This is a genomic window from Idiomarina sp. PL1-037, from assembly GCF_034422975.1.
In the GTDB taxonomy this organism is placed as follows: domain Bacteria; phylum Pseudomonadota; class Gammaproteobacteria; order Enterobacterales; family Alteromonadaceae; genus Idiomarina.
In genome coordinates this window covers 286,803-307,348 of sequence record NZ_CP139873.1, presented here as the reverse complement: position 1 = coordinate 307,348, position 20,546 = coordinate 286,803, and the positions used below count along the sequence as shown (strand labels likewise).

Sequence of the window (20,546 nt, the reverse complement as noted above, 5' to 3'; positions counted from 1 at the left end):
AACTATGCAATCCGTTGCCACAAATACTATAACAAAAACGCGCAACGCTCATTGGCGGGACTACCTTGAACTGACCAAGCCTCGTGTCGTCGCTTTACTGTTACTCACCGCCGTGGTTGGCATGTGCCTAGCCACCGAGGAACTGGTTTCACTGAAGGTACTGGTGCCGGCGCTAACCGGTATTGGGCTGATGTCTGCCGCAGCGGCAGCTATTAACCATTTGGTTGACCGCCATATCGACGCAAAAATGGCGCGCACACTCCGACGTCCGCTACCGCAGGGAAATTTGTCACCGACAAAAGTCACCGTTTTTGCCGCATCCATTGGTGCTATTGGTTTTGTGACCCTGTATGCCTGGGTTAATCCATTAACTGCCTGGTTAACCTTTGCCAGTATGGTGGGTTACGCTGTGGTTTATACTATGTTCTTAAAACGCGCTACGCCGCAGAACATTGTTATTGGTGGGTTAGCTGGTGCCGCGCCACCGTTACTGGGCTGGACCTCGGTGACCAACGAAATTAACGCGCCGGCGGTGCTGTTGGTGATGATCATATTCACCTGGACTCCGCCCCACTTCTGGGCACTTGCGGTGCACCGCGCTAAAGATTATGCCCGTGCCAAAGTGCCAATGCTGCCGGTAACCCACGGTATTGAATTCACCAAAACCTGTATTTTTCTGTATACCGTTTTGTTGACCGTGGTTTGCCTTATGCCGTTTTTAATTGGCATGACAGGCATGATTTATCTGGTCGGCGTCAGTGTACTTAACGCTATTTTTCTGGCTTATGCCTGGAAGTTGAAATACGCGCCCAGCAAGAAAACAGCCTTTAACATGTTTGCCTTCTCTATCTGGCACCTCATGCTGCTGTTTGTGATTTTACTGGTCGATCACTACGTATAACTGGAGTAATACATGAGTCGTATCGTTACGCTGCTGGCGGCGCTTGTCGCCCTTGCTGCCGGATTCGCGGTTTACAATTTTTGGCCGGAAGAAAAACCGGAGGCTTTAATATACGAGCCCCCTCGTGCCTTAAAATCGTTTAAGTTAAACAGCACAGCCGACGGCGCTATTGAAAACGATGCACTGAAAGGGCAGTGGACCTTGCTCTTTACCGGTTATACCTTCTGTCCCGATATCTGTCCAACCACCATGTCCGACTTAAAAGGTGTGCTTCCGGCGTTACAGGAAGAAACCTCCGATCCGGTTAAAGTCTGGATGATTTCAGTTGACCCTCAACGCGATGACATTGAACGTTTAACTCAATACGTTAACTATTTTGGTGACGATTTTGTCGGTGTGCGCGCGGAGCACAAAGAACTGTTCCCTTTCGTCCGCGATTTAGGCTTAATGTATTCCATTCCCGATGAAGGCGAAGAAAATTATCTGGTGAACCACAGCGCGGCCATTATTCTGGTTAACCCTAACGGGCACCGTAAAGCCATTTTTAACGCCGACCACCAACGCGGAGAAATACCGGTAGTCGACATGGAGCAACTGGCAAAAGATTTTGCCATTATTGCCAATTAATCAGGCCAGCTACCGGTTTCGTCAGGACGGATTAGCGCTACGGAATACCAATAGTAACGAGACTCTGATGCGCTGGGTGCCGTGCAATTGACGCGTGAGCGGCCAATGTTAATGTCCTTTTCAAGCGTCACACTAAACTGAGTATCACTTTCCCACTCAGGTTTTAAAACCGAACTACCGGCAAAGCATTGCAGCGCGTCGGTACGCATATCGTCTAGTGTTTCGCCCGCTTCCAGTGTCACACTAATCGTTGGGCGCGTATTTTCATGCGCGATTAAAGGCTCTTCCGGTTGGTAAGCACTTACCGGCATGGCTTTCGAATTCAACTTGGCTTTCAACGTATTTAAATTCGCATAGATACCCGACGCCGGGAACCGCGTAATAACCGTATCTTCACTCCACTGAGACCATGGCCCCGAGTGCTGAGCAAAGGCCAGGAAGCCCCATTCATCCAGTAACGCCCGCAACTCGTTGTTATACTCTCCGTAAGGGTAGGCAAAGTACTTCTGCTGTTCGCCTAAATTTTCATCAATGGCTTCTTGTGCGGTAATAACGTCGTAACGCATGCGTTCCTGCCACTCCTCATCGCTTTCACCTTCTTGCTTACGAATAAGGTGTGCGTGCGTCTGTCCGTGGTTAGCAATAGTCGCCCCGTTCTGCTGAATCTCTTTAAGCTCTTTCCAGCCCATGTAATGACCGCTGTGCTTACGCATAAGTTCAGGGTTAACGAACACCGTATAAGGCATTTCAAACTCTTCCAGAACCTCTACAGCGTTCTCATAGACGTTTTGGTAGCCATCGTCGAAGGTTATAACAACGGCTTTTTCGGGAAGCTCTTCGCCTTTTTCAATGGCATCACGAGCGTCAGTAATATCAATTACGTTAAAGTTATTGTCCTGCAGATACTGCAGATGCTCACGAAACGTTTCAGGGTCAATTGACGTTACCGCCGGAGTTGAGTCACTGACGTGGTGATACTGCAATACCACCACACTGTCGGCGCTGCCTGCCTGAGCTATGGGTGAGCAGCCCAGCAATAAGGCTGATGCGGCACTCAACGTCATTTTGTTCAACATATTCATACTGACTCCTGATAAAGTATAAAAGCCGTTATTAACCGAGTTTACTTAAGGATAGTTATGCACAAGCTGTTTGGATTTTCATTGTCTGATCACAGCCGCGTTTTTGCGATTGCCCTGCCAATGATCATTTCCAATATTGCTGCGCCTCTTCTCGGTTTGGTCGATACTGCCATCATAGGTCATTTACCCGATGCTATCTACTTATCCGCCGTTGCCGTTGGTGCCATGGTGGTCAGTTTCATTTATCTGCTGGCGGTGTTTCTGCGCATGGCCACAACCGGTTACATAGCTCAGTCGTACGGTGCCGATGACATACATGCTCAGCGCCAGCACTTTAATAACGGCATTCTTATTGCGCTGGGTTTAGGTGTCTTAATAGCGGTTAGCAGTCCTTTAATAAATGACTTAGCCATGTGGGTTATCGCCCCTTCTGCCGAACTCGAAAGCTACGCCCGTGATTACATCGAAATACGCTTATGGTCGGCACCGGCTTCGTTGATTACGCTCGTCGCTCTGGGGGTATTATTAGGCCGCCAAAACAGCCGCAAAGCCATGCTTCTGGTGATAATTACCAACGCCGTGAATGTGGTTATGGATGTGATACTCATTCTTGGCTTTGGACTGAATGTAAAAGGGGCCGCCTGGGCCTCGCTTAGTGCTGAGTGGGTGACTGCTATTGTCGGCTTCTACTGGACCGCCCGCGCGCTGGGCTGGCACTTACGCCACTGGCAGCTCAAGTTTCAGCAGCTGCGTCAGTTTTTAGGCGTTAACGGTAATATTTTTATACGCAGTCTGATACTGCAACTGTGTATGGCAACCATGACCGGCTACGCCACTCGCTATGGCAGCACTATGGTGGCGGTTAACGCCGTATTAATGCAATTTCTTATGCTGATATCGCTGGGACTTGACGGCATTGCTTATTCTGTAGAAGCGCTGGCCGGCGAAGCTAAAGGTCAGAAGCGTTACGATAAAATCCGTTATTGGTGCAAAATTACTTTGCTCTGGTCGTCACTCTTTGCTGTGGTTTATGCGTTAGTTTTCGCCCTGGCCGGCAGTGCAATTATTCGCCTTATTACCGATATTCCTGAAATTATCCGGGTTGCCGAAAACTACCTGCCATGGATAGTAGTGTTGCCGCTTATCGCCCACTGGAGCTATTGGTTCGACGGTGTTTTCATTGGTTTGTCGTTCAGCCGTGGAATGCGTAATACGATGATATTAAGCGCTTTAATTGGCTTTCTGCCTTTATGGTGGGCGGGATTGCCGCTGGAGAACCACGGGTTGTGGTTAGCTCTCAGCGGCTTTTTACTCATGCGTGGTATTACCCAGGCAATTTGGCTTAAATACTTTTCCGGAACTTATTAGCTGAAAGCTACGATTAATAGTAAGAGTGTTCTCCGGGCTCATGATCAGTGATATCACGCACGCCTTTTACTTCTTCCGGGAAACGCTCAAGCAACTCTTTTTCAATGCCGTTTTTCAGGGTTACGTCAATCATACTGCAACCATTACAGCCACCGCCGAATTGCAGAATAGCAACGCCGTCATCAGTAATTTCTGACACCATCACCTGACCACCGTGGTTGGCAAGCTGAGGATTAATCTCCGCCTGAATCACATATTCTACCCGTTCAATTAGTGGTGCGTCGTCGGCAACTTTACGTGCTTTGGCATTCGGAGCTTTCAGGGTTAACTGAGACCCCATTTCCTGCTCTTCAAAATCAATAGCAGCGTCTTCTAAAAAAGGCGCACTGCCTGAATCCACTACGGCGTCAAAACCATTAAACGGCAGACGCTCGTCGTCCGGTTCGACCGAATCCGGTGGGCAATAAGAAACACCACACTCTGCATTCGCCATACCCGGGTTCACCACAAACACACGAATACATGTGCCGTCGGGCTGATCGGCTAATAGCTTCTGAAAGTGGGACTGCGCTGCTTCTGAAATACGAATCATAAATACTGACCTCACGGCTTATACCTGAGTAAATTACTAGGGTATAGTGTAACCGAAACGCTCTGCAGTTTCTAGTCGTGCTGGTTATAGACAACCGCCCACGCATCCACCGCTCTAGCTCCTTTTTTATAGAGCGCATCGGCTGCTGCCATCATAGTGGCACCAGTACTCAGTACGTCGTCCACGACCGCTACCGTACAGCCGCTAAAATCCTGTAAAGCGAATTGGCTGCCCCGACTGTTCTCCCAACGTAATGCCTTCGATGCCATATGCTGCATGGGCACCGCTCGTATTTTACGTAACCCGCCCTCAATGTAAGGTAACTCGAGAGCCAGTGACACATGCCGCGCCAGTAATGCAGTCTGGTGAAAACCTCTTTTTCGCCAGGCTTGTTGCGTCATAGGCACCGCAACAACGCAGTCCGGTAATACCTGTTCGCGGTAGCAAAGACGTAAATGAGCCGCTAACTGGTTTGCCAGTAAAGGCGCCAGCTCGGCTTTATGGCGAAATTTAAACTGGGTAATAAGCTGTTGTACCTGCGGCTCCCAGCGCAGTGCGCCGTGCCAGTAGCGGCATGGCTTCTGCTCCGCCACTAAATACTGTTCAATATCGGACAAATGCTGACAGCAGCGCGGATACCAACGCGGCAGTGCTTCTTCGCAATAAGAGCAAAGGCTTGCGGCGGCTACCTTAGAATAACCGCAACTCCAGCAGGTGCCCAGCTCAAAAGCATTGGCGAGACGCTGTAAAAACGCTAGCATACCACCCCTTAATTAATAACTCGGATAAGTAGTATAGTGAGCCTTTCGGTAACATGCTGTGGCACAGGAACCCCTATTGTTGTACTCCATGGCTGGGGAATGAATGCAAATATTTGGCAGCCTGTGGTACCGACATTAAGTGAGCACTTTCAGTTGTACTGCGTCGACCTGCCCGGTTTTGGTGACTCTGTCTGGTCATCAGAAAATGACGTTTCACTGGAAAGTTTTATTGAACAAATTATGCCAGCGCTGCCGCCACGCTTTCACTTGCTGGGGTGGTCTTTAGGCGGGTTAATTGCGACACAAATTGCGCTGACGCATTCTGACCGGGTTATGTCCTTAACCACCGTTGCATCGTCACCTCACTTTGTGGAAAGCAGCGACTGGGCGGGTATTAAACCGACCATTCTGGAGCAGTTTCAACAGCAACTGGACAGCAACTTTAAAAAGACCATTGAACGTTTTTTAGCGATTCAGGCTATGGGCAGCGAGGACGCGCGCGAACAGGTTAAGCAAGTAAAACAGCTGATATTTACCAAGCCAATGCCAGACCAGGGTGTGCTGAAACAGTCCTTGGCCATATTACAAACTGCAGATTTGCGTCGGCAGCTGCCCGACATTGAAGTGCCTTTTAACCGTTTTTACGGACGCCTGGACAGCCTGGTTCCGGAGCGCGCTATCGACGATATTTCCGCTCTGGCGCCGCAATCAAAAGCGGTGGTATTCACCAAGAGCGCACACGCTCCGTTTATTTCGGAGCCGGAACGCTTTGTCAGTGAATTGCTGAAGGTTGTCGAGAACTAAGAGCTAAAAACCAAACTAGCGCTGGCACTGGGTGCAGTACACGGTGCTGCGCTGACCCAGACGAATTTCTTTCAATCTGTTACTGCACACCATGCAAAGCTTACCGCCACGCCCGTAAACCTGAAGTTTTTGCGCGAAATAGCCCGGGTTACCGTCCACCTGGGTGAAATCTTTTAAGGTAGTGCCGCCCAGTTCTATCGCGCTTGCCAGTGTTTCTTTTATTATCGGTACCAGTTTCTGGTAGCGCACTTTACTGATTTTTCCGGCCGCTCGTTTCGGGTTGATACCCGCCTTAAACAAAGCCTCGTTCGCGTAAATATTACCGACACCCACGACCACTTTATTATCCATAAGAAAGGTTTTTACCGACTGCGAACGCCCGCGTGAGCGTTCAAATAAATAGTCGATATTAAACGCGTCGGTTAACGGTTCCGGGCCAAGCTGGCTTAGCAGCTCATGCCCGCTCACATCACCGTCACTGTAAAGCAAAGCACCAAAACGCCGCGGATCATTTAAGCGCAGGGTTTGGCCGTTATCGAACTCTATATCAATATGGTCATGTTTGTAGTGCATTGTTTCGGCTGGAACCACGCGCAGCTTACCCGACATACCCAGGTGCAATATCAGGCAGCCGTTATCCGTTTGTAAGAGCAAATATTTTGAGCGGCGGCTGACCGAACGCAGCACGTGCCCCTCAACCTGATGCACAGTTTCAGGGACCGGCCAGCGCAGGCGCTTATCGTGAACCTTAACCGACTTAATTGTGCGTCCTTCGATGTGCGGAGAAATGCCTAAACGGCTGACTTCAACTTCGGGTAACTCTGGCATAAATCGATAACTTCCTTAATGGCCCAGTAATTGACTAGCAGTAAATTCTATTACACGGTAATTCTGTTGCTGAGCTGGCATACGGATCATCAGCTCGGGCTCTGCATAAAGCTCAATACGCGCTTCTTCGCCCCCGATAAAACCAAAATAAACGTCCGTTATTAAATTTTCAGCTGGCTGTTCGGTTGGCGCCATGGTTAATTCCAACCAGTTTTCAGCAACGCTGGCGGCCGCTTTTTCCGATAAACGACATGGAGCCTGGCATTGCCATTGTCCATCATTTAACGCTAACTTCAGCTGGTCAATTTGTACTGTTCTCAAATTTCCGTCATTCGGTATCAGGCCAATGACCTCGCCCGAATCAGCCTCTTGCGCAATACTGTCATCCGCTTCTTCTTTAACCGGCGGAGCGACATACCAAAACACCACCATGATAATTAATATCACGTAAACCAGAACGTTGTTCCATGCCCTTCGGGTCATGGTCAGTCCAAATATTTTTCGCTTCTCATTCACTTTCATCGGATTGCGCTCTTTGTGCTAAGGTTCGAATACTTCTCTTGTTGCTGTACTTCTTGTTACTGGAGACAGAATACCCTATATTCTCGCGCGACAACAAAATACGGAGCTTTATTGCGTTATGGTGCTATCTGATATTATCGACAAAGTTGCCGACCACGGCTACTGCATTATCGATGATTTTCTGCAGCCGCTGCCTTCGCAGGCTCTGTATCAATACGCACGGCAATTACCCGCGCAATACTGGAACCTGGCCGGTATTGGCCGCCAGCAAAACCAGACCATCAATACCTCGGTTCGCAACGACCGCATTTATTGGTTAACTCCGGAAGAACCGCATCATAAAGACTATCTAAGCATTATGGATGAGTTACGCCACGAATTTAACCGCGAGCTCTTTCTTGGCCTGTTCGATTACGAATGCCACCTGGCACATTACCCTAAAGGCGCGTTTTATAAAAAACATCTGGATGCGTTTAAAGGCAGAAGCAACCGAGTGCTCACAACGGTGTTTTACCTGAACCCCGAATGGCAGGAAACCGACGGCGGGCAATTGGTTATTTATGGCGATAAAGGGCAGGTACTGGAAACCGTATTGCCTAAACAAGGGCGTTTAGTGGTGTTTTTAAGCGACCGCTTTGTGCATGAAGTACAACGTTCCGAGCGTGACCGCTTCAGTATTACCGGCTGGTTCCGTATTAATGCCAGCATTTCCGGCATTGTGGACCCTCCACGCTAAGGTCAAACGTCACCCAATAAAAAACCCAGCCGAAGCTGGGTTTTTTGTAAGCTTTAAACCAATTACTTGATTTTAGCTTCTTTGAAGATCACGTGCTTACGAACCACTGGATCGAATTTTTTGATCTCCATTTTTTCTGGCATGGTGCGTTTGTTTTTGTCTGTGGTATAGAAATAACCTGTACCAGCAGATGATACTAAACGAATCTTATCGCGCATAATTTAGTTCCTTAAACCTTAACACCACGGCCGCGGAGATCCGCTAATACCGTATCGATACCGTTTTTATCAATGATACGCATACCTTTAGTAGAAATGCGTAACTTAACCCAACGCTTCTCGCTTTCTACCCAAAAGCGGTGCGATTGTAGGTTCGGCAGGAAGCGACGTTTAGTCGCATTGCGTGCGTGCGAGCGGTTGTTACCGACTACCGGACGCTTACCTGTAATTTGGCATACTTGTGACATGTCTTTACTCCAAAATTGCTGCAAGCTCGCCTGTCGCCCAACGTGACCTTGCCTATAAATCCGAGGGCGCATTTTATACAGCAAACTGCCCTTCTAATCAAGCTTATACGACGGAAATTTGATCCTTATCGATCGTTCGGTGCGGATTTTACGTGATTTTTAATCAAACCGCCAGTACAAAACTACAACAATCCACGCTCTGCGAAAGAAATTGGATCGCCGGCGCCCACCACGAAATGATCCAATAGCGCCACATCAATTAAAGTCAGGGCTTTTTTGACCCGTTCGGTAACTCGCTGATCCGCCTGGCTGGGTTCTGCAACGCCCGATGGATGATTGTGTGCAAGGATAACTGCCGCCGCATTATACTGCATAACCAGCTTTATCACCTCACGCGGATACACCGGTGCGGCATTAATGGTGCCCTGAAACAGTTCTTCGTAACGTAACAGCCGGTGCTGGCTGTCCAGCAGTAAAATAGCAAAGATTTCGCGGCCCTGATGACGCAGTTGTGAGGTTAAATAGTCTTTAACCATGGTGGGTTCAGTAAAGCCGTCCGAACGCTCCAGCTGCCATTTCAGATAGCGTCGTGATAATTCCAGCACAACCCGCAGCTGATTCACACGGGCCGGACCTATGCCGTTACAAGCCAACAACTGCTCAGGAGTGGCTGTTAACAACGCGCCGACACCGCCGAAGTCACTTAACAGACGACGCGCGAAGCTGACAACGTCCTGCCCTCCGCTGCCGCTACCAAGTAAAATGGCTAATAACTCTGCGTCGCTCAGGTATTCTGCCCCCTGGGTCTGGAGTTTTTCTCTGGGTCGTTCTGAAACGGGCCATTCCTTGACGCTCATTCTTTTCTCCTTAATTCTTACCTTAATTCTTAAGAGAGAAGTATAACGACCATCTACCCAGTTACGGGGTCTCATGTTATCTTTACACGACTTAACACTGAGGGGTTCGCATGGCACCATTGCAGAACAAACACATACTTTTAGGTATTACCGGTGGCATTGCCGCCTATAAAGCACCTGACCTGGTGCGCCGTTTGCGTGAGCAGGGCGCAGAAGTGCGTGTGGTGCTGACTGCCGGTGCAAAAGCTTTTGTAACCCCACTTAGCTTACAAGCTGTGTCCGGTTTTACGGTCAGCGACGACTTGTTGGATCCCACAGCAGAAGCCGCTATGGGCCATATTGAACTGGCTCGTTGGGCGGATCTTGTTCTTATTGCTCCGGCCTCGGCTAACACTATTGCCCGTATTGCTCACGGCTTTGCCGATGACCTGTTGAGTACCCTGGTTTTAGCCAGTAAAGCGCCGCTCGCCATTGCTCCGGCCATGAACCAGCAAATGTGGGCGGCTACTGCGGTGCAGGAAAACATTGAAACGCTACTCAGCCGTGGTGTGCAAATGATAGGCCCGGAAAGTGGCGAACAGGCCTGTGGTGATGTCGGTTACGGCCGCATGAGTGACCCTACAGAAATTGTGCAGGCGCTAATAAAAAAAGCCCCCGAAGCCAAACAAGATTGGCAGGGTAAAACCTTTGTAATTACCGCAGGCCCGACTCGTGAAGCCATCGACCCCGTGCGTTACATCAGTAACCACAGTTCCGGCAAAATGGGCTATGCCCTGTCTGAAGCTGCTGCACGTGCAGGGGCTAAAGTCATTTTAGTATCGGGGCCAACCCAACTGCCAACGCCCGCCGGTGTTCAACGCGTTGACGTAGAGACTACCGAACAAATGCTCAACGCGGTACAACAGCAACTGCCAAACTGCGATGTGTTTATTGGCTGTGCTGCCGTGTCGGACTATCGCGTTGCTGAGGTTGCCTCGCAGAAAATCAAAAAAGAACAAAACAACCAGCCACCGCAACTCAAACTGGTGCAAAACCCGGACATTCTGCAGCAGGTAGCCAGCTCTGAAAAACCGCCTTTTACCGTTGGGTTTGCGGCCGAAACTGAAAACCTAAAAGCCAACGCATTGCGCAAGCTGGAACGAAAGCAACTACAAATGATAATCGCTAACGACGTCAGCCAGGTTGGGCTGGGTTTTAACAGCGACAGCAATAACGCCATTATTTTGAGTAAGGACAGTGAGCAGTCGCTTCCAACAATGAGCAAGCATGATATGGCTATTGCAATTATCGACGCGATAGCCAAACGTTATTTTAATACTATAGCTCGTTAATTCAGGGCTAATTAATAAGAAAGTGAGAATTCCATGACGCAAGTCGAAGTAAAGATTTTAGATGACCGTATTGGCCGGTCTATTCCGCTTCCTGAATACGCCACCCAAGGCTCTGCCGGAATGGATCTGCGCGCCTGCCTGGATCACCCATTAACTATTGAACCAGGTCAAACTCAATTAATAGGCACCGGTATTGCTATGTACATTGGCGACTCAAATTATGCGGCCACTATTTTACCGCGCTCAGGACTGGGCCATAAACACGGTCTGGTGCTGGGTAACCTGGTCGGTCTTATCGACTCGGACTACCAGGGCGAGCTCAAAGTGTCATGCTGGAACCGCAGCAGTCAGGCTTACACCATTGAACCCGGCGACCGTATTGCGCAACTAGTCATTTTGCCGGTTGTGCAGGCACAAATGTCGATTGTTGAAGAGTTCCACGAGACGGATCGTGGTGAAGGTGGTTTTGGTCATTCTGGTCGTTCGTAATTCTGGTCGTTCATAGTTAGGGCCACCCAAAAGTCCGGCCATTCAAATAAGGAAAGTTACTGTCATGGCAGAACAAAAACGTAACCGTCGTGAAGAAATTTTACAGGCTTTAGCGGCAATGCTGGAAACCAGCCCGGGTCAGCGCATTACTACAGCAAAACTGGCGGCTAATTTAGGCGTTTCAGAGGCGGCTTTATATCGTCACTTTCCGTCGAAAGCGCGGATGTTTGAAGGGCTTATCGAGTTTGTTGAAGACACCCTGCTAACCCGTATTAATATGATTATGGACGAGGAGAAAAACACCCTCTCCCGTTGCCATGCGATATTGCAGCTGTTGCTAACGTTTGCCGAGCGTAATCCCGGTATTACCCGTATTATGACAGGTGATGCATTAATGGGTGAGCATGACCGTCTGCGTGGTCGTATGGAAGATTTGTTCAACCGTATAGAAAGTTCAATTAAGCAGATACTGCGCGAGAAAGCGATGCGCGAACAGCAGCGCTTTATTGTGGACGAAGCGGTATTGGCGAACTTATTGCTAAGCTATGCCGATGGCAAAATCAGTCAGTTTGTACGCTCTAACTTTAAGCGTTTACCGACCGAGCATTTTTCGGCTCAATGGCAGGTAATGGAGCAACAGCTGGTTAGTTCCTAGGTACGTGCGTAAATAAAGGCGTAAAACAGGTCACTGTAAACAGATCACTCTGTTTTACGCTCACGGCTTAATAAGTCGATGGCGGCCTGTTGCGGTTCTTTGTCTTCATAGAGGACCGCATATATCTGCTCACAGATGGGCATTTCCACTTCGTTGCGTGCGGCTAAAGCAACCACTTCACGGGTATTACGGTAGCCTTCGACCGACTGCCCGATACTCTTCAGTGCTTCATCTACCCCTTTACCCTGACCTAAAGCCATGCCAAAACGCCGATTACGCGACTGATTGTCGGTGCAGGTCAGAATTAAATCGCCCAAACCTGCCATACCGGTAAAGGTTTCGCTTTTTGCGCCTAACTTCAGACCTAGCCGGGTAAGTTCAGCCAACCCACGGGTAATAAGTGCCGTGCGGGCGTTAGCACCAAAGCCAATACCGTCGGCCATACCAGCACCAATAGCTATGACATTTTTAACCACGCCACCCAACTGCACACCTATAAAGTCGTTGTTGGTATAAACCCGGAAAGAGCGGTCACAATGCAGAAGCCCGGAAAGCTCTTCGACAAAGGCCTGATCAGTTGACGACATAGAAATGGCAGTAGGTAACCCTTTGGCCATTTCAATAGCGAAAGTAGGACCAGATAACACCGCTAGCGGATGCTCGTCGCCCAGAGTTTCTTCTGCGACTTCGTACAAAAGGCGCCCACTGTCCGGCTCTAACCCTTTGGTTGCCCAGGCAACGCGGGCATGCTCCGCTAACAAAGGTTTTGCCTGCTTCAGCATAGATGAGAACGAATGGCTGGGAACAACCACCACCACGTTTTTCACGTCTTTAAGGGCCTCGCCTAAGTCGGCAGTAACCTTTAATGATTCGGGAAACGGGCACGCCGGCAGGTACTCTTCGTTTTCATGAGCCGTTTGCATAACGGCAACTTTATCGGCATCCCGCCCCCACAAGGTAGTAGAAATGCCTTTACGGGCAAAACAAATAGCAAGGGCGGTCCCGTAAGAGCCCGCCCCTAATACTGTCACCTGAGGTGTCTGCATTATTGTATCTGCTTACGCGTCTGCAGTTTGCTGACCCTGAGCCTGTTCAGCTTGCTGTTGCATGTGACGCTGGAAAATCGCATCAAAGTTAACAGGAGCCAGGTTCAACTGTGGGAAAGTCGCACGGTTAACAAGGTTTGAAACGCACTCACGAGCGTAAGGGAACAAAATGTTCGGGCAGAAAGAACCCAGCATATGCGCCAGTTGGCCTTCCTGAACTTCTTCACCAATAGTGAAAATACCCGCCTGATGTACTTCACAAAGGAAAGCAACGTCGTCTTCAACTTTGTTGGTTGCCGTCAGAGTCAGTACCACTTCGTAAACACCGTCTTCAATTTTTTCGTGTTTAACGTTCAGGTCTAATTTAAGGTCAGGCTTCCATTCTTTACGGAAAATAGCCGGAGAGCTTGGAGTTTCAAAAGAAATGTCTTTAGCGTAGATACGCTGGATAGCGAATTGTACTTGCTGCTGTTGGTTTTCAGCTGCGGCGCCGTTTGCTTGCTGTTCTTCAGCCATAATTTTACTTCCTATTCTTTTTTAAGTATTAGACGAATTTTATTATTTTTTCTGCGAAACCGGCAATTTGGCACTGCGCCATGTGTTCATACCACCTTGCAGCACAGCAACTTGAGTAAAGCCTTCAGCCGTTAGCTGGCTAACTGCCGATTTTGCCGTCATTCCTGTTGCACAGACTATCACAATGGGGGCTTCTTTGAACTTTTCAATAGAGGAAAGTTCTTTTTGTTTAATTTTTTCCATCGGTAATGACACCGATCCGTGAATGTGCCCTTTCTTAAATTCATCCGCACTACGAATATCAACAAAAACGCCATCGCCGCGGTTTACCCATACCGTGGCCTCTTGCGGTTCTAAGTTTTTTGTCGGTGACATAGCCGAGCGAATCGAGGTCACAATCAGTGCGACTAGCAGCACAACCCAGATACCACTCATCATCGGGTTGCTTTTGACAAATTCCATTATTTCTTGCATAAGACCTACCAGTATTCGTCGGTAACAGAAAAGAGTTGCGGGTCAAGAGTATACCTGTACAAATCGCAGTTTCCAGAAAAATCTTGGGTGGATGCGTAAGCTCTGGAAATCGAGTAGAATGTTGACTAATTTCATCAGTGAAAACACCGAGCAATGAGGCCCATTATGACTCCTACGATTAAACCTTTGGTATTGTTGATTCTGGACGGCTGGGGTTACCGTGAAGATGCCCCCGATAATGCAATAGCCAAAGCGAACACTCCGGTTATGGATCGTTTATGGGAAAAGTACCCGCATTGTCTGGTAGACGGCTCCGGCGATGCGGTGGGGTTACCGGATGGCCAGATGGGCAACTCCGAGGTGGGTCACGTTAATTTAGGCGCCGGCCGCATCGTTTATCAGGACTTTACCCGCATTAGCAAGGCCATTTCTGATCGCAGTTTTTACAATAACTCTGTACTTTGCGACGCCCTGAAAAAAGCTAAAGCTGCTAAAGGCGCAGTCCATATTATGGGCTTACTCTCTGCCGGTGGTGTTCACAGCCATGAAGACCACCTTATTGCCATGATTGAAATGGCAGTGGAAGAAGGCGCTGAAGACGTTTACCTTCATGCTTTCCTGGATGGCCGTGACACACCACCAAAATCGGCACTGACTTCCATTGAACGTTTTGAAGCTTTATTTGCACGCCTGGGCAAAGGTCGTTTCGCCACCTTAAGTGGCCGCTTCTATGCCATGGACAGAGACAAGCGCTGGGAGCGTATTGAGCAGTCATACAAAGCCGTTTATCACGGCCATTCCGGCGTTACGTCGGCTAATGCTACCGATGCATTAAATAACGCCTATGAGCGCGGTGAAACCGATGAGTTTGTCACACCGGTCGTTATTGGCCAGCCTGCTCCAGTTGCTAATGGCGATTCAGTGTTCTTTATGAATTTCCGTGCTGACCGCGCCCGTGAAATGACTCAAGCCTTCGTTGATAATGACTTTGATGGTTTTGACCGCGGGCCACGCGCTGACATCAGCGAATTTGTTATGCTGACCCAATATGCCGATACCTTAGAAGCCCCCAGCGCCTTCCCACCCGAGCCTTTGAATAATGTTTTGGGTGAATGGCTCGCTAAGCATGATAAAACTCAGCTGCGCATTTCCGAGACAGAAAAGTACGCTCACGTTACTTTCTTTTTCAGCGGCGGACGCGAGCAGGAATTTGAGGGCGAAAAGCGTGTTCTTATTCCTTCACCTAAAGTTAAAACCTACGACTTACAACCAGAAATGAGCTCAGAACAACTGACCGATGAGTTGGTTGCAGCCATAGAGTCGAAGACCTTTGACGTAGTGATTTGCAACTACCCGAATGGTGACATGGTTGGTCATACTGGTAACTTTGATGCCGCCGTTAAAGCTTGTGAAGCCGTTGACCACAGTGTCGGACGAGTGGTTTCAGCTTTAGAAGCCGTTGGTGGTGAATGTCTGATAACGGCGGATCATGGCAACGCCGAGCAAATGAGTGACGCCACTACCGGGCAGGCGCATACCGCTCATACTAACGAACTTGTACCTTTCATTTACGTTGGCCGGCCGGCTAAAGCGCAAAATGGACGTTTATCTGACGTTGCCCCAACCATACTGCACTTAATTGGCATGGAGCAACCAGACGAAATGACCGGTACTTCGTTAATGACTTTAGAGCAGGATTAACTTATGCCAATAAGGCTGTTTTGGGCAATAGCGCTGGGGCTGGTTGTTATCAGCCCCGGTTTAGCGCAGAACTATAGCGAAGATGATAAAGCCTCAACTCAAGCCGAAATTGCAGCTGTTAAAAAGGAACTCGCTAAGCGTTTGCAGGCTATAGAAGAGCGAAGCAGCGCACTAAACTCAACTGAAAGGCAACTGCGTGATCTCGAAATAGAAACCTCTGAGATAGCCGGTTCTTTGCGTCAGACCGAAACCCAACTTAAAGAAATTAACACAGAAATAGCTGACTCAGAACAACGCCGCGAAGAGCTTAAGAAAAAACAAAAGCAGCAGATGACACAACTGGAAGATCAACTGGTTTCCGCTTATATGAACGGTAATCACGACTTTCTGAAAATGCTGTTAAATCAACAAGACCCTGGCGAATTTGAAAGAATGCTGAGCTACTACCAATACATGAATGCCGCCAGAGTCGAAGAAATTGAGGTTATTCGGCGTACTCAGGAAGAAATTGCCACACTGACAGAACAGCTAAAGCAACAACAAAGCCAGTTAGCCAGCTTACAGGAAGAACAGCGAAAGCAACGCGCCCAGCTGGAACAGCAACAATACCGACAAGAAGAGAAGTTAGCAGAGCTGCAACAACAGCAACGTAAAGACCGGTCACGGGTGAATCAGCTGGAACAAAGCCGGGAGCAATTAGAGCAGGTATTAATTGCCATTGAAACCGCGCTGGCTCAGCAAAAAGACGTTCGCCTGGTTGGCCTGCAAGCGGTCAAGAATCAACTTCGCTGGCCAAGTGACGGAGATGTGAAGCGTGTATTCGGACAACGCCGCGAAGGCCCGGTTAACTGGAAAGGTGTACTCATTGAAGGACAAAACGGGCAATCCGTTCGTTCTATTGCCAACGGGCGTGTGGTATATGCAGACTGGCTGCGAGGCTTTGGTTTAGTCATCGTTATTGACCACGGTGAAAGTTATATGAGCTTGTATGGTCACAACCAGACATTAACAAAAGCGGTTGGTGATAAAGTGCGTAAAGACGAAGAAATTGCACTGATGGGCCAGTCTGGCTCACGCAATAACGCGGCACTTTACTTTGAAATTCGCCATCAGGGGCGCCCGCAAAACCCTAGTAACTGGATACGCTAATGTTAAGATGTGTGCTAGCTTTCGGTTTATTACTGAGTCTGGCGGCTCCAGTATGCGCCTCTAAAATAGCCATTGTTATCGATGATATAGGCAATAATAAAAACGATTTAAAAGCAGCTCTGTTACCCGGCAATATCAGTTTCGCCGTGCTGCCCTATACCCCTTATGCCCGCGCTTTTGCTTTACGTGCTCATCATCAGAAAAAACAAATATTACTGCATATGCCAATGGAAGCCGTGGAAAATAACCGACCGGGTCCCGGAGTGGTTACCGCGGGTATGAACAATGTGCAGATCAAACTGCAACTGGTTGATGCTCTGGACTCAATACCTTACGTTGCTGGCGTGAATAATCATATGGGAAGCAAGTTGACCCAACTGCAAACGCCCATGCAGGCAGTGATGGAAACACTGGCAGCGCGCAAACTCTTTTTTATTGATAGTCGGACATCTGAGTTCAGCGTTGCAGAACAAATGGCGGGAGAATTTGGTGTACGGACATCACATAGACATGTGTTTCTAGATAATCAGGTTGATGAACCCTATTTACGGCAGCAATTTGAGCAACTGCTGAGTATAGCCAAACGTCAGGGACAAGCCATAGGCATTGGCCATCCGTATCCGGAAACCCTGAGCTTTCTGCAAAAGCAACTACCACAATTAAAAGAGCAGGGTATTGAGTTGGTATTCGTATCTGAGTTAACCACTGTGGCTAACCGCAATGGGTATCTTCTTCCAGTGACGTCAGCAAAATAAGCGCCTCTTCGCGAGTTTCGCCACAGACATAGTCATCGGCAGAAAACTCGCCACACACTTTCGGCCGCTCTGGCTTCCCGAACAAACGACACAAATTATCGTCATCGAGTTGGACACAACGCACACCCGCCGGTTTGCCCTTAGGCATACCGGGGATGGGAGAACTAATTGAGGGGGCTATGCAGCAAGCACCGCAACCAATGCGGCACTTCATTTAACTCATTGCGACACGGAGTTTCTTCATCGCGTTTTGTTCAAGTTGGCGAACACGCTCTGCCGAAACTTCGTATTTTGCTGCCAAGTCATGCAGCGTTGTTTTGTCTTCCGATAACCAGCGAGACTGGACGATATCTTGGCTGCGTTCGTCTAAATGACTCATTGCACCCAGCAGTTTCTGCTGTGTATGGCTTTCATAGTCTTCATTTTCAATTTCTGCTGCTAAATCGGAACGCTTGTCTTCCAGATACATAGCCGGAGAATAGGCACTGCCTTCTTTCGAGTCGTCGTCATCTGAACTCAGTTCAAACGCCTGGTCGTGAGCACTCATGCGAGTTTCCATTTCCAGCACTTCTTTAGTACTGACACCCAGCTCGTTAGCTACCGTTTCAACTTCTTTCTGGCTAAACCAACCTAAACGCTTTTTCATTTTACGCAGGTTAAAGAACAACTTACGCTGTGCTTTAGTGGTTGCCACTTTAACAACGCGCCAGTTACGAAGCACGTATTCATGAATTTCTGCTTTTATCCAGTGAACAGCAAAAGACACCAGACGCACACCAACTGATGGATCAAAGCGTTTCACGGCCTTCATTAGGCCAATATTGCCTTCCTGAATTAAATCGGCTTGCGGCAAACCATAACCCGAATAACTACGAGCTACGTGTACCACAAAGCGGAGATGCGACATGATGAGTTCTTTCGCTGCATCAAGGTCACTGTTCTCGTATAATCTTGTTGCCAACGCCTTTTCTTTTTCGGCGGTGAGCATAGGAATACGGTTGACTGACTGAATATAGCCGTCGAGTCCTGCCCCCTGGGGAACCGATAATGCCATAGTGTTTAATTCAGTGCTCATTTAACAACCTCTACTTAAAATACCGACTTAATTACTGCTTTTTCAGTCAGCTTTTAAGACCCTTTTTGAGTCTAAAAGTTCCATTGTGATCATTGCAGATCGGGTAATTCAGTATAACTAAGCCTATGGCTTTCGCAACCCCATTTTACTCAGGTTCTATGCTTTGTATATGACGTCTTACAGCCAAATAAGAACCCGCTAAACCTAATCCCACAGCGACCAACCATATAATCAATAACTCTCCTAACGTCAGACCATTTAATTGGAAAGGCGTTTCGTAGAGTTCGGTTAAATCTACTACGGCACTCTCGACCCACCAGATCAGTAACGCGGTTGCCAACCAGGCAACCAGTCCGCCAATAATTCCGTACCAGACTCCGGTGTATAAAAAAGGACGCTGAATAAACGCGTTAGTCGCGCCAACCAGTTTCATCACCATAATTTCGTCACGCTTGGACAGTATATTTAACCGAATCGTGTTCCCGACAATAAGCACCACCGACAAACACAACACCACCGCCAGCGCTCCGAGAATATCTTCAATTAAATTGAGAATTCCCTGCAGTCGGTTAAGCCATTCCAGGTCCATTTTCGCGTAAGCGACTTCACGCTGCTTTTCCAGCCGGTTGAGCAATTCCTCTGCCCGCTGGGGCGATCGATGCGACTCAGCCGGAATAACGATCAAAACGTCCGGCAGCGGGTTTGACGAGAGGTAATCTAGTGTTTCACCAAAGCCTGACTCTTTCTTAAACTCTTCCAGCCCCTGCTCTTTGGGAATAAGGCGCACTGACTCAACACCTTCGGAGAGTTCCGTCTGCGTCTTTAATGTGTCGACTTCAGATTGCTGCAGATCCTTCCTTAAAAACAAAGTAACTTCAGAGGCTTCCTGCCAGTTATCAGCAATACTGGAGGTATTTTTGACTAACACGTAAAGCGACGAAGGCAGCGTCAGACTCAGCCCCAGTACCGCCATAGTCATGAAAGAAGCAAAAGGGTTACGCCACAACTCGCCTAAACTGGCAATGGCCTGCTGGGCATGATGCACTGGAACCATAATAAGCCGACGCCACCAGGGTAAGCGGCCGCGATTGCTGGCACCTTTTTCAATGCTGCGGTTGCGGAACAATAAACTCATAGTTCACTGTCCTCCAGGCCATCGTTAATCATGCGCCCGTCTTTTAAGGTTAACGTGCGGTAGCGTAAGCGCGCAATAAGACCTAAGTCGTGGGTGGCAATGAGGACAGCAACACCGACTTTATTAAATTCCTCAAACAGCCGGATAATTTCCATCGACAACTTAGGATCGAGGTTACCGGTGGGCTCATCGGCCAGTAGTAAAGGTGGTTTGGTAACAATAGCGCGGGCAATACCCACTCGTTGCTGCTCACCACCGGACAGCATTTTCGGATAGTGTTTTACTTTGTCAGCTATACCGACTTTCTCCAGTGCAGCAACAACACGCTTGCGCGCTTCCTGAACACTGTAGCCTTCAATAATCAGCGGCAGCGCGACGTTATCAAACACCGTTTTATCCATCAGCAGGCGGTGATCCTGAAAAATCATGCCAATATCGCGACGCACATAAGGCACTTGCGAGGGCTTAATCTTTCGCAAATCGTGCCCATTAATCAGCACCCGGCCAGCGGTGGGTCTTTCCATTAAACTGATGAGTTTGAGCAAGGTGCTTTTGCCGGCACCGGAATGACCCGTTAAAAAAGCCATTTCACCGGGCTCTACGTGGAAGTCGACATGGCTTAGCGCCTGGTGGCCTCCACGATAGGTTTTACTGACTTGCTCAAAGCGGATCATGA

26 protein-coding genes are annotated in these 20,546 nt (G+C 48.6%); 11 read left to right on the top strand and 15 right to left on the bottom strand.

Annotated features, from left to right (window positions below):
* Positions 1-4 precede the first annotated feature (4 nt).
* Both cyoE and U0358_RS01405 read left to right on the top strand, forming a co-directional pair.
* Positions 5-901: a heme o synthase gene (gene cyoE / locus U0358_RS01410; RefSeq protein ID WP_322406777.1), complete on the top strand. Its 897-nt coding sequence runs from the start codon at positions 5-7 to the stop codon at positions 899-901.
* 12 nt (positions 902-913) lie between these two features.
* Entirely contained in the window at positions 914-1,528 is a 615-nt protein-coding gene (locus U0358_RS01405) for an SCO family protein (protein WP_322406776.1), read from the top strand.
* Here the strand turns inward: U0358_RS01405 and U0358_RS01400 are convergent.
* The gene (locus tag U0358_RS01400; RefSeq protein WP_322406774.1) at positions 1,525-2,610 is read right to left on the bottom strand and encodes a polysaccharide deacetylase family protein; all 1,086 of its coding nucleotides are present in this window, start codon (positions 2,608-2,610) and stop codon (positions 1,525-1,527) included. The two genes, U0358_RS01405 and U0358_RS01400, sit on opposite strands and share 4 nt — an antisense overlap.
* A gap of 57 nt (positions 2,611-2,667) precedes the next feature.
* Between U0358_RS01400 and U0358_RS01395 the strand changes: the two genes are divergently transcribed.
* Complete coding sequence (locus U0358_RS01395; protein WP_322406773.1) at positions 2,668-3,978, top strand: MATE family efflux transporter; 1,311 nt, start codon at positions 2,668-2,670, stop codon at positions 3,976-3,978.
* A 13-nt stretch (positions 3,979-3,991) separates the two neighbouring features.
* On the opposite strand, the gene nfuA is transcribed toward U0358_RS01395, so the two are convergent.
* Together nfuA and U0358_RS01385 are read right to left on the bottom strand one after the other, a co-directional pair.
* The gene (gene nfuA / locus U0358_RS01390; protein ID WP_317498177.1) at positions 3,992-4,570 is read right to left on the bottom strand and encodes a Fe-S biogenesis protein NfuA; all 579 of its coding nucleotides are present in this window, start codon (positions 4,568-4,570) and stop codon (positions 3,992-3,994) included.
* 71 nt (positions 4,571-4,641) lie between these two features.
* Entirely contained in the window at positions 4,642-5,331 is a 690-nt protein-coding gene (locus tag U0358_RS01385) for a ComF family protein (RefSeq protein ID WP_322406772.1), read from the bottom strand.
* A gap of 36 nt (positions 5,332-5,367) precedes the next feature.
* Between U0358_RS01385 and bioH the strand changes: the two genes are divergently transcribed.
* Entirely contained in the window at positions 5,368-6,135 is a 768-nt protein-coding gene (gene bioH / locus U0358_RS01380) for a pimeloyl-ACP methyl ester esterase BioH (RefSeq protein WP_322406771.1), read from the top strand.
* 15 nt (positions 6,136-6,150) lie between these two features.
* Here bioH and mutM read toward each other — a convergent pair whose 3' ends face one another.
* Both mutM and U0358_RS01370 read right to left on the bottom strand, forming a co-directional pair.
* Entirely contained in the window at positions 6,151-6,963 is an 813-nt protein-coding gene (gene mutM / locus U0358_RS01375; protein ID WP_322406770.1) for a bifunctional DNA-formamidopyrimidine glycosylase/DNA-(apurinic or apyrimidinic site) lyase, read from the bottom strand.
* A gap of 15 nt (positions 6,964-6,978) precedes the next feature.
* The gene (locus tag U0358_RS01370; protein ID WP_322406768.1) at positions 6,979-7,485 is read right to left on the bottom strand and encodes a hypothetical protein; all 507 of its coding nucleotides are present in this window, start codon (positions 7,483-7,485) and stop codon (positions 6,979-6,981) included.
* A 118-nt stretch (positions 7,486-7,603) separates the two neighbouring features.
* Here U0358_RS01370 and U0358_RS01365 point away from each other — a divergent pair, with 118 nt between their 5' ends.
* Entirely contained in the window at positions 7,604-8,221 is a 618-nt protein-coding gene (locus U0358_RS01365) for a 2OG-Fe(II) oxygenase (protein WP_317498172.1), read from the top strand.
* A gap of 62 nt (positions 8,222-8,283) precedes the next feature.
* On the opposite strand, the gene rpmG is transcribed toward U0358_RS01365, so the two are convergent.
* From rpmG to radC, 3 genes are all read right to left on the bottom strand, one after another.
* Entirely contained in the window at positions 8,284-8,439 is a 156-nt protein-coding gene (gene rpmG, locus U0358_RS01360) for a 50S ribosomal protein L33 (protein WP_006953863.1), read from the bottom strand.
* Between the two features lie 11 nt (positions 8,440-8,450).
* Positions 8,451-8,687 (bottom strand): 50S ribosomal protein L28, encoded by a 237-nt coding sequence (gene rpmB / locus U0358_RS01355; RefSeq protein ID WP_126781196.1) that lies wholly within the window; start codon positions 8,685-8,687, stop codon positions 8,451-8,453.
* Positions 8,688-8,869: 182 nt separating this feature from the next.
* Positions 8,870-9,544, bottom strand: a complete 675-nt coding sequence (gene radC / locus U0358_RS01350) for a RadC family protein (RefSeq protein WP_317498171.1) — start codon at positions 9,542-9,544, stop codon at positions 8,870-8,872.
* Between the two features lie 110 nt (positions 9,545-9,654).
* Between radC and coaBC the strand changes: the two genes are divergently transcribed.
* From coaBC to slmA, 3 genes are all read left to right on the top strand, one after another.
* Positions 9,655-10,875, top strand: coding sequence for a bifunctional phosphopantothenoylcysteine decarboxylase/phosphopantothenate--cysteine ligase CoaBC (gene coaBC / locus U0358_RS01345; protein ID WP_322406767.1), 1,221 nt, complete (start codon positions 9,655-9,657; stop codon positions 10,873-10,875).
* A gap of 33 nt (positions 10,876-10,908) precedes the next feature.
* Entirely contained in the window at positions 10,909-11,364 is a 456-nt protein-coding gene (gene dut, locus U0358_RS01340) for a dUTP diphosphatase (RefSeq protein WP_322406766.1), read from the top strand.
* 64 nt (positions 11,365-11,428) lie between these two features.
* Positions 11,429-12,019: a nucleoid occlusion factor SlmA gene (gene slmA / locus U0358_RS01335; RefSeq protein WP_317498168.1), complete on the top strand. Its 591-nt coding sequence runs from the start codon at positions 11,429-11,431 to the stop codon at positions 12,017-12,019.
* A gap of 44 nt (positions 12,020-12,063) precedes the next feature.
* Here slmA and gpsA read toward each other — a convergent pair whose 3' ends face one another.
* Genes gpsA through U0358_RS01320 form a run of 3 tightly spaced genes read right to left on the bottom strand, consistent with a single transcriptional unit; the run spans position 12,064 to position 14,055 of the window.
* Positions 12,064-13,065, bottom strand: coding sequence for an NAD(P)H-dependent glycerol-3-phosphate dehydrogenase (gpsA, locus tag U0358_RS01330; protein WP_317498167.1), 1,002 nt, complete (start codon positions 13,063-13,065; stop codon positions 12,064-12,066).
* A gap of 12 nt (positions 13,066-13,077) precedes the next feature.
* Positions 13,078-13,581, bottom strand: coding sequence for a protein-export chaperone SecB (gene secB, locus U0358_RS01325; protein ID WP_317498166.1), 504 nt, complete (start codon positions 13,579-13,581; stop codon positions 13,078-13,080).
* 42 nt (positions 13,582-13,623) lie between these two features.
* Positions 13,624-14,055: a rhodanese-like domain-containing protein gene (locus U0358_RS01320; RefSeq protein WP_322406765.1), complete on the bottom strand. Its 432-nt coding sequence runs from the start codon at positions 14,053-14,055 to the stop codon at positions 13,624-13,626.
* 165 nt (positions 14,056-14,220) lie between these two features.
* Here U0358_RS01320 and gpmI point away from each other — a divergent pair, with 165 nt between their 5' ends.
* The 3 genes from gpmI to U0358_RS01305 are packed head-to-tail and all read left to right on the top strand — an operon-like array spanning position 14,221 to position 17,660.
* The gene (gpmI, locus tag U0358_RS01315; protein WP_322406764.1) at positions 14,221-15,756 is read left to right on the top strand and encodes a 2,3-bisphosphoglycerate-independent phosphoglycerate mutase; all 1,536 of its coding nucleotides are present in this window, start codon (positions 14,221-14,223) and stop codon (positions 15,754-15,756) included.
* Positions 15,757-15,759: 3 nt separating this feature from the next.
* Positions 15,760-16,905 (top strand): murein hydrolase activator EnvC family protein, encoded by a 1,146-nt coding sequence (locus tag U0358_RS01310; protein ID WP_322406763.1) that lies wholly within the window; start codon positions 15,760-15,762, stop codon positions 16,903-16,905.
* Complete coding sequence (locus U0358_RS01305) at positions 16,905-17,660, top strand: divergent polysaccharide deacetylase family protein (RefSeq protein WP_322406762.1); 756 nt, start codon at positions 16,905-16,907, stop codon at positions 17,658-17,660. The genes U0358_RS01310 and U0358_RS01305 overlap by 1 nt, the downstream gene beginning before the upstream one ends.
* On the opposite strand, the gene U0358_RS01300 is transcribed toward U0358_RS01305, so the two are convergent.
* The 4 genes from U0358_RS01300 to ftsE all read right to left on the bottom strand — a co-directional run bounded on the left by U0358_RS01300 (position 17,617) and on the right by ftsE (position 20,544).
* Entirely contained in the window at positions 17,617-17,874 is a 258-nt protein-coding gene (locus U0358_RS01300; protein WP_317498162.1) for a YkgJ family cysteine cluster protein, read from the bottom strand. The two genes, U0358_RS01305 and U0358_RS01300, sit on opposite strands and share 44 nt — an antisense overlap.
* Complete coding sequence (gene rpoH, locus U0358_RS01295; protein ID WP_322406761.1) at positions 17,875-18,735, bottom strand: RNA polymerase sigma factor RpoH; 861 nt, start codon at positions 18,733-18,735, stop codon at positions 17,875-17,877. It abuts the gene before it with no gap.
* Between the two features lie 145 nt (positions 18,736-18,880).
* Positions 18,881-19,870, bottom strand: a complete 990-nt coding sequence (gene ftsX, locus U0358_RS01290) for a permease-like cell division protein FtsX (RefSeq protein WP_322406760.1) — start codon at positions 19,868-19,870, stop codon at positions 18,881-18,883.
* Entirely contained in the window at positions 19,867-20,544 is a 678-nt protein-coding gene (ftsE, locus tag U0358_RS01285) for a cell division ATP-binding protein FtsE (protein WP_011233490.1), read from the bottom strand. The genes ftsX and ftsE overlap by 4 nt, the downstream gene beginning before the upstream one ends.
* Positions 20,545-20,546: the final 2 nt, after the last annotated feature.